Source organism: Nonomuraea cavernae (genome assembly GCF_014646355.1).
Taxonomy (GTDB): domain Bacteria; phylum Actinomycetota; class Actinomycetes; order Streptosporangiales; family Streptosporangiaceae; genus Nonomuraea; species Nonomuraea cavernae.
The window spans coordinates 52,179-64,990 of record NZ_BMNH01000019.1; the positions used below are offsets into that span (position 1 = coordinate 52,179).

The 12,812-nt window shown below is 73.7% G+C and carries 13 protein-coding genes; 10 read left to right on the plus strand and 3 right to left on the minus strand.

Annotation, left to right across the window (positions count from 1 at the left end):
• The first annotated feature begins 304 nt into the window (after positions 1–304).
• Both IEY82_RS26145 and IEY82_RS26150 read left to right on the plus strand, forming a co-directional pair.
• Positions 305–1,249 carry a heme o synthase gene (locus tag IEY82_RS26145; RefSeq protein ID WP_189126864.1) on the plus strand — a complete coding sequence of 315 codons (945 nt, stop codon included), beginning with the start codon at positions 305–307 and terminating at the stop codon, positions 1,247–1,249.
• A 75-nt stretch (positions 1,250–1,324) separates the two neighbouring features.
• The gene (locus IEY82_RS26150; RefSeq protein WP_189126865.1) at positions 1,325–2,518 is read left to right on the plus strand and encodes a PrsW family intramembrane metalloprotease; all 1,194 of its coding nucleotides are present in this window, start codon (positions 1,325–1,327) and stop codon (positions 2,516–2,518) included.
• A gap of 36 nt (positions 2,519–2,554) precedes the next feature.
• Here the strand turns inward: IEY82_RS26150 and IEY82_RS26155 are convergent, their stop codons facing one another.
• Positions 2,555–3,271: a SanA/YdcF family protein gene (locus IEY82_RS26155; protein WP_225263757.1), complete on the minus strand. Its 717-nt coding sequence runs from the start codon at positions 3,269–3,271 to the stop codon at positions 2,555–2,557.
• A 61-nt stretch (positions 3,272–3,332) separates the two neighbouring features.
• Entirely contained in the window at positions 3,333–4,319 is a 987-nt protein-coding gene (locus tag IEY82_RS26160) for a COX15/CtaA family protein (protein WP_225263758.1), read from the minus strand.
• Positions 4,320–4,438: 119 nt separating this feature from the next.
• On the opposite strand from IEY82_RS26160, the gene IEY82_RS26165 reads away from it, so the two are divergent.
• Genes IEY82_RS26165 through IEY82_RS26200 form a run of 8 tightly spaced genes read left to right on the plus strand, consistent with a single transcriptional unit; the run spans position 4,439 to position 11,789 of the window.
• Positions 4,439–5,602: an NAD(P)/FAD-dependent oxidoreductase gene (locus tag IEY82_RS26165; protein WP_189126867.1), complete on the plus strand. Its 1,164-nt coding sequence runs from the start codon at positions 4,439–4,441 to the stop codon at positions 5,600–5,602.
• Complete coding sequence (locus IEY82_RS26170) at positions 5,599–5,847, plus strand: (2Fe-2S)-binding protein (protein WP_225263760.1); 249 nt, start codon at positions 5,599–5,601, stop codon at positions 5,845–5,847. The genes IEY82_RS26165 and IEY82_RS26170 overlap by 4 nt, the downstream gene beginning before the upstream one ends.
• 41 nt (positions 5,848–5,888) lie before the next feature.
• Positions 5,889–7,280 carry an FAD-dependent oxidoreductase gene (locus IEY82_RS26175; protein ID WP_189126868.1) on the plus strand — a complete coding sequence of 464 codons (1,392 nt, stop codon included), beginning with the start codon at positions 5,889–5,891 and terminating at the stop codon, positions 7,278–7,280.
• Positions 7,277–8,170, plus strand: a complete 894-nt coding sequence (locus tag IEY82_RS26180; protein WP_225263762.1) for a dihydrodipicolinate synthase family protein — start codon at positions 7,277–7,279, stop codon at positions 8,168–8,170. Before IEY82_RS26175 ends, IEY82_RS26180 begins: the two co-directional genes overlap by 4 nt.
• On the plus strand, positions 8,167–9,168 hold the full coding sequence (locus IEY82_RS26185) for a proline racemase family protein (protein ID WP_189126869.1): 1,002 nt from the start codon (positions 8,167–8,169) through the stop codon (positions 9,166–9,168). Before IEY82_RS26180 ends, IEY82_RS26185 begins: the two co-directional genes overlap by 4 nt.
• A complete protein-coding gene (locus tag IEY82_RS26190) occupies positions 9,165–10,136 on the plus strand; it encodes a proline racemase family protein (protein ID WP_189126870.1) in 972 nt (323 codons plus the stop codon). The genes IEY82_RS26185 and IEY82_RS26190 overlap by 4 nt, the downstream gene beginning before the upstream one ends.
• Positions 10,137–10,144: 8 nt before the next feature.
• Positions 10,145–11,113 (plus strand): ornithine cyclodeaminase family protein, encoded by a 969-nt coding sequence (locus tag IEY82_RS26195; protein WP_225263764.1) that lies wholly within the window; start codon positions 10,145–10,147, stop codon positions 11,111–11,113.
• A 4-nt stretch (positions 11,114–11,117) separates the two neighbouring features.
• Positions 11,118–11,789: a GntR family transcriptional regulator gene (locus IEY82_RS26200; RefSeq protein ID WP_189126871.1), complete on the plus strand. Its 672-nt coding sequence runs from the start codon at positions 11,118–11,120 to the stop codon at positions 11,787–11,789.
• Here IEY82_RS26200 and IEY82_RS26205 read toward each other — a convergent pair.
• Complete coding sequence (locus tag IEY82_RS26205; protein WP_225263766.1) at positions 11,781–12,722, minus strand: EamA family transporter; 942 nt, start codon at positions 12,720–12,722, stop codon at positions 11,781–11,783. The genes IEY82_RS26200 and IEY82_RS26205 overlap by 9 nt on opposite strands.
• Positions 12,723–12,812 lie beyond the last annotated feature (90 nt).

Here is a 12,812-nt window from a genome sequence, read left to right on the forward strand (position 1 = left end):
CTTGTCGAGGTCGGTCCATTCGAGGGCTGGCACGAGTTCGGTGCTCAAGTGCTCGATCTCCGGAATCTAGTTGTCATTGGTGGTGCCGGTTGGCATATCCCGCCCACACCGGACCCTAACCGAGTGGAGCTCGCGATCGATTCCCCTCCACTCATGCGGGTCCGCGAACGGCGAAAGCCCCCCATTGGCCGGACCGGCCGTCCCTGCGACTACAGTTTGGTTGTCGCAGGGGCGTCACGACGCCCATCCACGGATCCGCTCTAATCAGAGGTTACGCGTTGACTCCGCACGTGCTGGAAGCGCCTTGACGGTGCTGACCAACAGGCAGACGACGGCCCCCGCCACCGCGGCCGAGGAGCCGCGGACGATCGGCACGATCGTCACGGCCTACATCGCCCTCATGAAGCCGCGGGTCATCGAGCTGCTCCTCATCACGACCCTGCCGGTGATGTTCCTCGCGGCGGGCGGCCTGCCCCCGCTCTGGACGTCGATCGGGGTCATGGTGTTCGGCACCCTGTCCGCGGGCAGCGCCAACGCGCTCAACTGCTACATCGACCGCGACATCGACCAGAAGATGCGCCGCACCCGCCGCAGGCCGCTGGCCCGGCACCAGGTCTCGCCCCGCGCCGCGCTCGTCTTCGGGCTCGTGCTGGGCGTGGTCTCCACGGTGGGCCTGTGGGTGAGCACCAACTGGCTGGCCGCGACGCTGTCGCTCGGCGCGATCCTGTTCTACGTGCTGGTCTACTCGCTGGTCCTCAAGCGGCGCACCGTCCAGAACGTCGTGTGGGGCGGCATCGCGGGCTGCATGCCGGTGCTGATCGGCTGGGCGGGCATCACCGAGCGGCTCGACTGGGCGCCGCTGGTGCTGTTCGGCGTGGTGTTCTTCTGGACCCCGCCGCACACCTGGACCCTGGCGATGCGCTACAAGGACGACTACGCGGCGGCCGAGGTGCCGATGCTGCCGGTGGTCGCCACCGAGCGCCGGGTCATCCTGGAGTCGATCGCCTACACCTGGGCCACCGTGATCTGCTCGCTCGCGCTCTGGCCGGTGGCGGGCACCACGCTGCTCTACCCGAGCGTGGCCGCGGTGCTGGGCGCGCTGTGCCTGTGGGAGGTGCACCGCCTGCTGGGCCGCCTCAACTCCGGCCTGACCGGGGTCGCGCTGCGTCCGATGCGCTTCTTCCACTGGTCCAACGCCTATCTGGCCCTGCTCTTCCTGGCCGTGGCGATCGACCCGCTGCTGGCCTGACTCCGCTCCCGCGCGGGCCCGCGGGCCTCGCCGGCTCGATGGGACAGCGCCTTTTTGATCCGTTACAGTCACCGTATGGCGTCCCGTGATCCACGCTGGGTGTTGAAGGACCGCCCGTCGTTCACGTTGATCATCGGGCTGGTCGCGACCGGCATCTGCGCTCTCGTCTCGTTCTCCTTCGACGTGCTCAACGGCGCGCCGGTGCAGTTCTTCATCGCGCTGGGTCTCGCCCTGGCGCCGGTGCCGCTGCTGCTGGCCGCCGTGCTGGCGCTCGACCGCATGGAGCCGGAGCCGCGCGGCGACCTGGTCTTCGCCTTCGCCTGGGGGGCGGGCATCGCGGTGCTCGTCGCGGGCGTCATCAACTCGCTCAACCTGCACTACATCATCGACACGGCCAAGCTGTCGGAGCCGAGCGCGCGCAACATCGCGGCCACCTTCGGCGCGCCCGTGGTCGAGGAGACGATGAAGGGCCTGGTGCTGCTCGGGCTGCTCAAGTACCGCCGGGCCGAGCTCGACGGGCCCACCGACGGCGTCATCTACGCCAGCATGGTCGGCCTCGGCTTCGCCATGAGCGAGAACGTCAGCTACTACGTCGCCGCCCTCAACTCCGAGACGGGCGCGATGGGGCTGGCCGTCACCGTGGTGCTGCGCGGCCTGCTGTCGCCGTTCGCGCACCCGTTGTTCACCTCGATGATCGGCGTGGCCGTCGCCTACGCCGCCCAGCGTCACGGGCCCGAGCGGGTGTTCTACGTCATGGCCGGCTGGGTGGGGGCGATGGTGCTGCACGGCCTGTGGAACGGCCTGGTCTCCTACGGCGGCTTCCCCGGTCTCGTGATCGCCTATCTGGCGCTGATGGTCGTGCTCATCGTGCTGATCATGGTGGTCTTCCGCGACCGGCGGCGGATCGTCGCGCTCATCCAGCGCTACCTGCCGCCGTACGAGCCGACCAAGCTGGTCAACAGGGCCGACATCCACATGCTGTCGGGTCTGGAGCGGCGCCGCCAGGCCAGGCAGTGGGCCAAGGCCCACGGCGGCAAGCGGGGGCTGCGGGCGATGAAGGACTACCAGCTGGCCGCGACCGAGCTGGGCCTGCTGCACGAGCGGGCCGCCCGCCGGATGGTCGACGAGCACACCTTCCACGAGGAGCAGCGCGCCCTGCTCGAATGCATGAGCGTCGCGCGGGCCGACTTCCCGGTCCCGCCGGCCCACCTGCGGGCCGCGGCCCGTGGCATGCCGCCGCCGGGCTACGCCCCGGGCGCGCCGAGCTGAGGGCACGACCCTCGGCGCGGCCCGGACCGCCCGGCACTACGGCCCGGGTGTCCCCGGGTGCGGGCTGCGGGCCAGGATCGTGGTGAGCGACGTCTCACGCGGGCCCGGGAAGACCGGGTCGGAGCGCAGCAGGAGCGCGTCGGCGAAGCCCTTGGCCGTCGCGGCGAGCTCGCGGGCGGCGTACTGGTAGGTGGTGGCGGCCCACCGCCTGCTCGAGTCGTCGCCCACGCCGAAGGCGTCGAGCCCCGCCGTACGGCACAGCGTCACCGCCCTGGGCAGGTGGAACCGCTGGGTCACCACGGTCACCCGCTCGGCTCCGAAGACCTCACGGGCCCGCACGCACGAGTCCCAGGTGTCGAACCCGGCGTAGTCGAGTACCATCACCGCGTCGGGCACTCCCTTGGCCCGCAGGTGGTCGCGCATGGCCGTCGGCTCGTCGTAGTCGGCGCGGCTGTTGTCGCCCGACAGCAGCAGTGCCCTGACCTTGCCCGTGTGGTAGAGCTCGGCGGCGACGTCGAGCCTGTCGGCCAGCATGGGCGAGGGCCGCCCGCCGTACAGGCCGGCGCCGAGCACCAGGGCGGCCTGCGAGCCGGGCACCCGGGCCAGCCAGCCGTCGGTGCCGGCGACCACGCGGTGGCCCGAGCTGGCGAGCCAGGCCCAGGTCATCGGTGCCAGGGCGAGCACGCTGAGCAGCACCAGGCCCTGGTAGGAGCGTCGGAGAGCGGTGCGAGAGGGGCGGACGAACAACCGCAAACGGGACCTCGCCTCGGTGGGGGAGTGGCCGACGTATCTCCCCATAGCGTGGCATAGCGGCTCAGGCTGTGGCGGCCATTTCGGCGGGGGAGGGGCGGGCCTCGGCCGGCGGAGCGCCCCGGGCGCGCAGCGAGGTGACGGTGCGCAACGTGGCGATCCAGACCAGGGTCGAGCCGAGCACGTGCAGCCCCACCAGGAACGCGGGCACGGCCAGGAAGTACTGGGTGTAGCCGATCACGCCCTGGGCCAGCTCGATCACGAGCAGGGCCAGCGCCGCACGGCGGGCGGGCCGTGGCGCGTCGGACACGCGCAGCGCGAGCAGCAGCGCGAAGGTCAGCCCGACCACCAGGTAGACGAGGTCGGCGTGCAGCCGCGCCATGTCCTCGATGTCGAGGTCGAACCGCGAGGCCAGCACGTCACCCGAGTGCGGGCCGGTGCCGGTCACCACCACCCCGGCGACGATCAGCGCGAACACCGCCGCGACCAGGACGTGGCCGAGGCGGCGGAGGTCGCGGTGGACCAGGTCGCGCGCCGGTCCGTCGCCCTCGGACGCGCGCCGGTAGAGCATCCAGGACGCCGCGATCAGCCCGGTCGAGAGCAGGAAGTGCATGCCGACCGTGAACGGGTTGAGCATGGTGCGCACCACCAGGCCGCCCCAGAGCGCCTGGGCGACGATGCCCACCGGCTGCAGCAGGGCGAGCAGGAGCACGGAACGGCGGCGCGGGACCAGCCGCCAGGCGGCGACCACGCAGGCGAAGCCCACCGCGAGCACGAGGAAGGTGAGCAGCCGGTTGCCGAACTCGACCGCCATGTTGATCGGCGAGACCTCCGGGTGCGGGACGGGCACGAAGCTGTCGGGTGTGCACTTCGGCCAGGTCGGGCAGCCGAGCCCGGAGCCGGTGACCCGGACGGCGGCGCCCGTCACCGTGATGCCCGCGTTGACCACCACGGCCGCGATCGCCCAGCCTGCCATCGACCGGGCGGTGGGCGCCCAGAACGAGAGCAGGAACCGGGCGAGCGGGTGGGGACGGTCGGTGGGTAGCTTCACGACATCGATGGTATGGGCCTGCCCGGCCGGTCCCGCCACCGGGAACGGGCTCGCCCGGCGGGCTGCTCCGGCATCTTCTCAAACGTAAAAGTATGTGACATGTTACTGGCGGAGGTGTGATGCCGGACCTGATCGTCATCGGTGCCGGAGTGGTGGGCGCGGCGTGCGCCCACTACGCGGCGCGCGCCGGACTCGACGTGACCGTGATCGACCGCGGTCCCGTCGCCGGCGGCACGACCGGCGCGGGCGAGGGCAACGTCCTGGTCTCCGACAAGGAACCCGGTCCCGAACTGGACCTCGCCGTGCTGTCCCGCCGCCTGTGGCGCGCGCTCGCCGAGGACGCCGGGCCCGGCGGCTTCGAGTACGAGCCCAAGGGCGGCCTGGTCGTCGCCGAGACCCCGGAGATCCAGCGGCGGCTGGCCGCGCTGGCCGCGCTGACCGCGGCCAGCGGTGTCGAGCACACCGTGGTGGCGGGCGAGGACCTGCGCGGCTACGAGCCGCATCTGGCCGGTGGGCTGGCCGGCGGTGTCCACTACCCGCAGGACGCCCAGGTGCAGCCCATGCTGGCGGCCGCCCGGCTGCTCGGCCACGGCTCCATCCGGCTGCGCACCGACGTCACCGTGACCGGATTCACCCGCTCCGGCGAGCGGGTGACCGGCGTGCGCACCGACCGGGGCGACCTGACCGGCGACGCGGTGATCAACGCGGCCGGCACCTGGGGCGGCGAGATCGCCGCGCTGGCCGGCGTCGAGCTGCCCATCCTGCCCCGGCGCGGGTTCATCCTGGTCACCGAGCCGCTGCACCGGCCGCTGGTCCGGCACAAGGTCTACACCGCCGCCTACGTGACGAACGTGGCCAGCGACGCGGCCGGCCTGGAGACCTCGGCCGTCGTCGAGGGCACCCCTGCCGGGACCGTGCTCATCGGGGCCAGCAGGGAACGGGTCGGCTTCGACCGCACGACGTCGGTGCCGGTGCTGTCCCGGCTGGCCGCGCAGGCCGTCGCCCTGTTCCCGGCGCTGCGCGACGTGCGGGTCATCAGGTCCTACTGCGGGTTCCGGCCGTACTGCCCCGACCATCTGCCGGTGATCGGCCCGGATCCACGCGCTCCCGGGCTCTATCACGCGTGCGGCCACGAGGGCGCGGGCATCGGGCTCGCGCCGGCGAGCGGTCACCTGCTCGCCCAGGTTCTCACCGGCCGGCGCCCCGAGCTGGACCTGCGCCCCTTCCGCCCCGACCGATTCGAACCCGCCCTTCGCCCCGACCGCTTCGAGGAGCCGGCGTGAGCGACGCCTTCCAGATCACCGTCGACGGCCGGCCCGTGCCCGTGACGCGCGGCCAGACGATCGGCGCGGCCCTGCACGCGGCGGGCGTCCGCTCGTGGCGCACCACCCGCCTCGGCGGCCGGCCGCGCGGGCTCTTCTGCGGGATCGGGATCTGCTTCGACTGCCTGGTCAGCGTGAACGGCCGCCCGCCGGAACGCGCCTGCCTGCTGGACGCCCGGCCCGGAGACGAGGTGACCACGTCTTGACCTCCTCCCCAGGCCCGAACTCGGGGTCTCCGGCGCGGTCCATGTCCGGTCAGCCCGGCTCGGATCCGGTGACCTGCGACGTCGTGGTGGTCGGCGGCGGGCCGGCCGGGGTGGCGGGCGCCCTCACGGCGGCCCGGCGGGGGCTGCGCGTCGTGCTCCTCGACTCCGGCGCGCGGCTCGGCGGCCAGTACTTCCGCCATCCCGCCGTCGCCGTACGGCCCGGCACAGCGGGGTTCGACCGTTTCGTACGCCAGGCGCGCGCCCTCGACCGGCAGGCCCGGGTGCTGCTCAGGCACCAGGTGTGGGCCGTGAGCCGTGACGATGACCTGGTCGTGCACTGCCTGGCCCCCGGCGGCGGTGCCGTCACCGTCCGGTGCCGCGGCCTGCTCATCGCCACCGGCGCCCACGACCGGGCGCTGCCGTTCCCCGGCTGGGACCTGCCCGGGGTGCTCACGGCGGGTGGCGCCCAGGCGCTGCTCAAGGGCGACGGCGTGGTGGCCGGCCGGCGGATCGTCGTGGCCGGGACCGGCCCGTTCCTGCTGCCCGTCGGCGCCGGCCTGGCCGGGGCCGGAGCGCGGGTGCTCGGCGTGTTCGAGGCCGGCGGCGGCCTCGGCCTGGCCCGCCACCCGCTGCCCGCGCTGGCCAGGGCCGGGGAGGCCGCGGGGTACGCGCTGGCCCTGGCCCGGCACCGCGTGCCGTACCGGACCCGCCGGGCCGTGGTCGCCGCGCACGGCGAGCGCGAGCTGGAGGCCGTCACGGTGGCCCGGCTCGACCGCGACTGGAACGTGCTGGCCACCCGCCGGATCGCCTGCGACACGCTGGCCGTGGGGTACGGCTTCGTGCCCCAGATCGACCTCGGCGTCCAGCTCGGCTGCGACACGCGCGCCGACGTGGACGGCAGCCCTGTCCTGGCCGTGGACGGCGCGCAGCGCACCTCGGTGGAGGGCGTCTGGGCGGCCGGTGAGCCCACCGGCGTCGGCGGGTGGCGGCTCGCCGAGCTCGAAGGACGCATCGCGGGCCTGGCCATCGCCGCTCATGCCGCCCCGGACGCCCCGGCCGCCGGACGGGTGACGGAGGCGCTGATCCGCCGGCGCGGGCGGCTGCGGGCGTTCGGCCGGGCGCTGCAGGAGGCGTACCCGGTCCGGCCGGGCTGGCGGGGATGGCTGCGCGACGACACCCTGGTGTGCCGGTGCGAGGAGGTGCCACTCGGCCGGATCCGCGAGGCGCTGCGGCTCGGCGCCACCGACGCCCGCTCGGTCAAGCTGCTGGCCAGGCCCGGGATGGGCTGGTGCCAGGGCCGCGTCTGCGGCTACGCCGTCGCCCGCCTGGCCGGTGAGCCGCCCGGCCCGCCGCGCCGCCCCGTCGTCCAGCCCGTCAGCCTCGGCACCCTGGCCGAGCCACCCCACCCCCTCTCCTGGAAGGATCTGCCGTGATCGAACGCGTCAAGCCGTGGCAGGGCGTCATGGTCGCCACCGCCCTCCCGCTCCGCGACGACCTGTCCGTCGACTTCGACGGCTACGCCGAGCACTGCCGCTGGCTGACCGCGGGCGGCTGCGACGGCGTGGTGCCCAACGGCTCGCTGGGCGAGTACCAGACGCTCACCGCCGAGGAACGGGCCAGGGTGGTGCTGACCGCCGTCGAGGCCGTCGGCGGGGCCCAGGTGATGCCGGGCGTCGGCGCGTACGGCGCGGCCGAGTCGCGGCGCTGGGCCGAGCAGGCGGGCGAGGCGGGCTGCGGATCGGTGCTGCTGCTGCCGCCCAACGCCTACCGGGCGGACGAACGGGCCGTGATGGAGCACTACCGCGAGGTGGCCAGGGCAGGGGTGCCCATCGTGGCGTACAACAACCCCTACGACACCAAGGTGGACCTGACGCCCGCCCTGCTCGCCCGGCTGTCCGAGGAGGGCCTGATCGTGGCGGTGAAGGAGTTCACCGGCGACCCGCGCCGGGCCTACGAGCTGGCCGAGCTGGCTCCCCGGCTCGACCTGCTGATCGGGTCCGACGACGTGCTGCTCGAACTGGCGCTGGCCGGAGCCGTCGGCTGGATCGCCGGCTACCCCAACGCGCTGCCCGCCTCCAGCGTGGCGCTCTACCGGGCCGCGCTGGCCGGCGACCTGGACACCGCGCTGCCCCTCTACCGCACGCTGCACCCGCTGCTGCGCTGGGACTCCAAGACCGAGTTCGTCCAGGCCATCAAGCTGTCCATGGACCTGGCGGGACGGCACGGCGGCCCCTGCAGGCAGCCCCGCGCCCCGCTGACGGACGAGCAGGCCGCGGCCGTCCGCGCCGCCACGGAGAAGGTCCTGGGGGAGGGGCTGCGATGAGGACCGGGCGGGTCTTCCACGCCGTCGACTCGCACACCGAGGGCATGCCCACCCGGGTCGTCGTCGGCGGCGTCGGCGTGATCCCCGGCGCCAGCATGGCCGAACGGCGCGTCCACTTCCGTGACCACCTCGACCACCTCCGCAGGCTGCTGATGAACGAGCCGCGCGGCCACGCCGCCATGAGCGGCGCCATCCTGCAGCCGCCCACCCGGCCCGACGCCGACTGGGGCGTGCTGTTCATCGAGGTGTCCGGGCTGCTGCCGATGTGCGGCCACGGCACCATCGGCGTCGCCACCGTCCTGGTCGAGACCGGCATGGTGGAGGTCGTCGAGCCCGTCACCACCGTGCGACTGGAGGTGCCCGCCGGGCTCGTCGTGGTCGACGTGGCCGTTCAGGACGGCATGGCCACCGCCGTGACGCTGCGCAACGTGCCCTCCTACAGCGACCGGCTCGACGCCTCGGTGACCGTGCCGGGGTACGGCGAGATCCGCTACGACCTGGCCTACGGCGGCAACTTCTACGCGATCGTCGGCCTCGATTCCTACGACCTGCCGTTCGACCGCGCGGCCAAGAACGAGATCCTGGCCGCCGGGCTGGCCACGATGAAGGCGATCAACGCGGCCGACGAGCCGGTCCACCGCGAGGACGACCGCATCCGGGGCTGCCACCACGTCTACTTCGCGGCTCCCGGCTCCGACGCCCACCGCTCGCGCCACGCGATGGCGATCCACCCCGGCTGGTTCGACCGCTCACCCTGCGGCACCGGCACCAGCGCCCGGATGGCCCAGCTGCACGCCCGCGGCGAGCTCCCGCTGGGCCGCGACTTCGTCAACGAGTCGTTCATCGGCACCCACTTCGTCGGCCGGCTGCTGGAGGAGACCACGGTCGGCGGCGCGCCCGCCGTGGTGCCGTCGATCACCGGCCGCGCCTGGCTGACCGGCACCGCCCAGTACTTCCTCGACCCGCGCGACCCGTTCCCCGAAGGGTTCGAGCTGTGACCGTCACCACCGTCGACTACCACACCGGCGGCGAGCCGTTCCGGATCGTCACCGCGGGCGTGCCCGCCATCCCCGGCGCCACGGTGCTCGATCGCCGCGCCGCCGCGAGCGCCCCGGAGATCGACCGGGTGCGGCGGCTGCTCTGCCACGAGCCGCGGGGCCACGCCGACATGTACGGCTGCTTCGTGGTCCCGCCCGACGACGACGGCGCCCACCTGGGCGCGCTGTTCTGGCACAAGGACGGCTACTCCACCGCCTGCGGCCACGGCACGATCGCGCTCGGCGTGCACGCCGTCCAGGAGGGCCTGGTCGAGGCCGATCCCGACGGCGACACCGACGTGGTCGTGGACGTGCCGTCGGGCCGCGTCACCGCCCGGGTGCGCTGCTCCGGCGGCCGCGTCCGGTCCGTCACGTTCGTCAGCGTCCCGTCGTACGTGATCGCCCGCGCCGTCCCCGCCGCCGGAGTCGAGGCCGACCTGTCGTACGGCGGGGCGATCTACGCCTCCGTGCCGGCCGGGGCGCTCGGCCTGGCGGTCGAGCCGGAGTACCTGACCGAGCTGATCGCCCACGGCCGCCGGATCAAGACGGATCTCGCCGGGCATCCGGCCACCCGGCACCCGGGCGACGACCGGCTGTCCGGCGTCTACGGCGTGATCTTCTACGACGAGCTGCCCGGCGGCGACGGCCACGTCCGCCAGCGCAACGTCACCGTCTTCGCCGACGGCGAGGTGGACCGCTCGCCGTGCGGCTCCGGCACCGCCGCCCGGCTCGCGCTGCTGCACGACCAGGGCGTGCGCGAGCCGCTCGTGCACGAGAGCATCGTCGGCAGCGTCTTTCGCGCCCGGGTCACCCGGGTGACCGGCGACGGCGTCGTCCCCGAGATCGAGGGCATGGCCTACCGCACCGGCAGGCACGTCTTCGAGCTCGATCCCGCCGACCCCGTCGGCACCGGATTCACCCTGCGATGATGCCGGCCATGGACCATCTCGACGCCGCCGCCATCGAGCGCCTGGTGCCCGTGGCGCGTGCCGTACAGATCCTGGAGGACGCCCTGCGGGCCGGCCTCGACCCCGAGGCGACGCCGCGGCGGCCGGTGGTCGAGCTGCCCGCCGGGCAGCTCCTGCTGATGCCCGCCGCGGCGGGCCGGTACGCCGGGATCAAGGCCGTCACCGTCGCGCCCGGCAACCCGGGGCGCGGCCTGCCCCGGATCCAGGGCACCTACCTGCTGTTCGACGGCGACACCCTGGCCCCGCTGGCCACCCTGGACGGCGGCGCGCTCACCTCGTCGCGCACCCCGGCCGTCTCCGCGCTCGCCGTCCGGCATCTGGCCGGCCCGGACGCCCGCGAGCTGGTGGTGTTCGGCACCGGCCCGCAGGCGTGGGGGCACGTCGTCGCGCTCGGCGCGGTGCGGCCGGTCGAGCGCGTGACCGTCGTCGGCCGCGACCCCGGCCGCCTGGAGGACTTCGCGGCCCGCTGCCGCGCCCGCGGGCTGACCACGCGGGCCCTGCGCGGCGGGGCGTGGGACGGCGACCGCGCCGCGCGGGAGGAGCTCGCGGAGGCGCTGTCGCGGGCCGACCTCATCGCCTGCTGCACGACCGCCAGGGAACCGTTGTTCCCCGGTAAGCTGCCCCGCGACGGCGCCACCGTCGTCGCGATCGGCTCGCACGAGCCTGACGCCCGAGAGCTCGACGGTGACCTGATCGCCCGGGCCACCGTGGTCGTCGAGGCCAGGTCGGCCGCGTTGGCCGAAGCAGGCGATGTGGTCGTCCCGATCCGCCACGGTACGATCACCACTGGTCATCTTGCCGGAAACCTCGCCGATCTGATCGCCGGCCGGGTTCGCACCGGTCCCGGGCCTCGTGTGTTCAAGGGCACGGGCATGGCCTGGGAGGACCTGGTGGTCGCGGCCGCCGCCTACGAAGCGTGGAACGCAGGGAAGGGATGAGCGGATGGCTGACCGGCTCGACCTGCCGATGGTGGGGGAGCGGCAGAGCCTGCGCGAGCAGGTGGCGCACGCGCTCCGCGCCGCGCTGATCACCGGCGAGATGCGGCCCGGCGTGGTCTACTCCGCGCCGATGCTGGCCCAGCAGTTCGGCGTCTCCGCCACGCCGGTCCGCGAGGCGATGCTCGACCTGGCCAAGGAGGGCCTGGTCGAGGCCGTCCGCAACAAGGGCTTCCGGGTGACCGAGCTGTCCGACCGGGATCTCGACGAGCTGACCGAGATCCGGCGGCTGATCGAGGTGCCGACCGTGACCCGCCTGGCCGACGCCTCGCGGGCGGCCGACTTCGAACGGCTCCGGCCGCTCGCCGAGGAGATCGTGGCCGCCGCCGAGCGAGCCGACCTGCTCGGCTACGTCGACGCCGACCTGCGCTTCCACGTGGAGCTGCTGGCCCTGTCGGGCAACGACCACCTGGTGGCCGTGGTCAGGGACCTGCGCAACCGGGCCCGGCTCTACGGCCTGTCACAGCTGGTCGCGCGCGGCGGGCTGCCCGACTCGGCGCGCGAGCACCTGGCCCTGCTCGACGCCCTGGCCCGCGGCGACCAGGGGGCCGTGGGCCGGCTCATGGCCGAGCACATCCATCACGTACGCGGCATCTGGGCGGGCTCGCCGTCAACCTGACGGAGCCGACCGGCTCGGCCGGGGCATGCGCGGCGTCCGCGTGGAGCCGAGGCTGGCGGCCACGATGCAGACGATGGCCGCCCACTGCTGGACGTGCAGCATCTCGCTCAGCACCAGCACGCCGATCAGCGCGGCCGCCGCGGGTTCCATGCTCATCAGGATGCCGAAGACGTGCTTGGGCATCCGCCGCAGCGCCTGCAGCTCCAGCGAGTACGGGATCACCGACGACAGCAGTCCCACGCCCACGCCGATCAGCAGCAGCTCCGGCTGGAGCAGGCTCGCGCCGCCCGTCGTGACGCCCACGGGCGCGATCAGCAGCGCCGAGATGATCATCGCGATCGACAGCCCCGAAGTGCCGGGGAAGCGCTGGCCCGCCGCGGCCGACAGCAGGATGTAGGCCGCCCAGCAGGCGCCGGCCACCAGGGCGAAGCCGATGCCCACCCAGCTCGTCGTCTCCGACTCGCCCCACGGCGCGAGCAGCGCCACGCCCAGGCCCGCGAGCCCGATCCAGACCAGGTCCAGCCGTCGCCGCGACGCCGCCACGGCGACGCCGAGCGGCCCGAGGAACTCGATGGCCACCGCGACGCCCAGCGGCAACCTGGCCAGCGCCTCGTAGAACGACAGGTTCATCAGCGCGAGCGTCGCGCCGAAGGTCAGCCCCACCGCCCAGTCGCGCCAGGACATGCCCTTCAGTTTCGGGCGGGCCACCACGGCCATGATCAGCGCGCCCGCCGCGATGCGCACGAACACCACCGCGCTCGGCGGCAGCGCCGCGAACAGCTCCTTGGCGAACCCCGCGCCCAGCTGCACGGAGAAGATCGCCAGCAGCACCAGCCCGGACGGCGGGATCGAGTCGGCCGCCGTACGCAGCAGGCTTCCGGGCCGGGGCAGGCCGCGATCCAGGGGATCGTCGAGGGCGAAGGCGGTGGTCACGGGACTCCTCATGGGCGGGTATCCGTTAGAGGGTAGTCAGCGCGACCGACATATCTGTATTCAGGGTGGTGCTACTGGATCAGCTGCCGA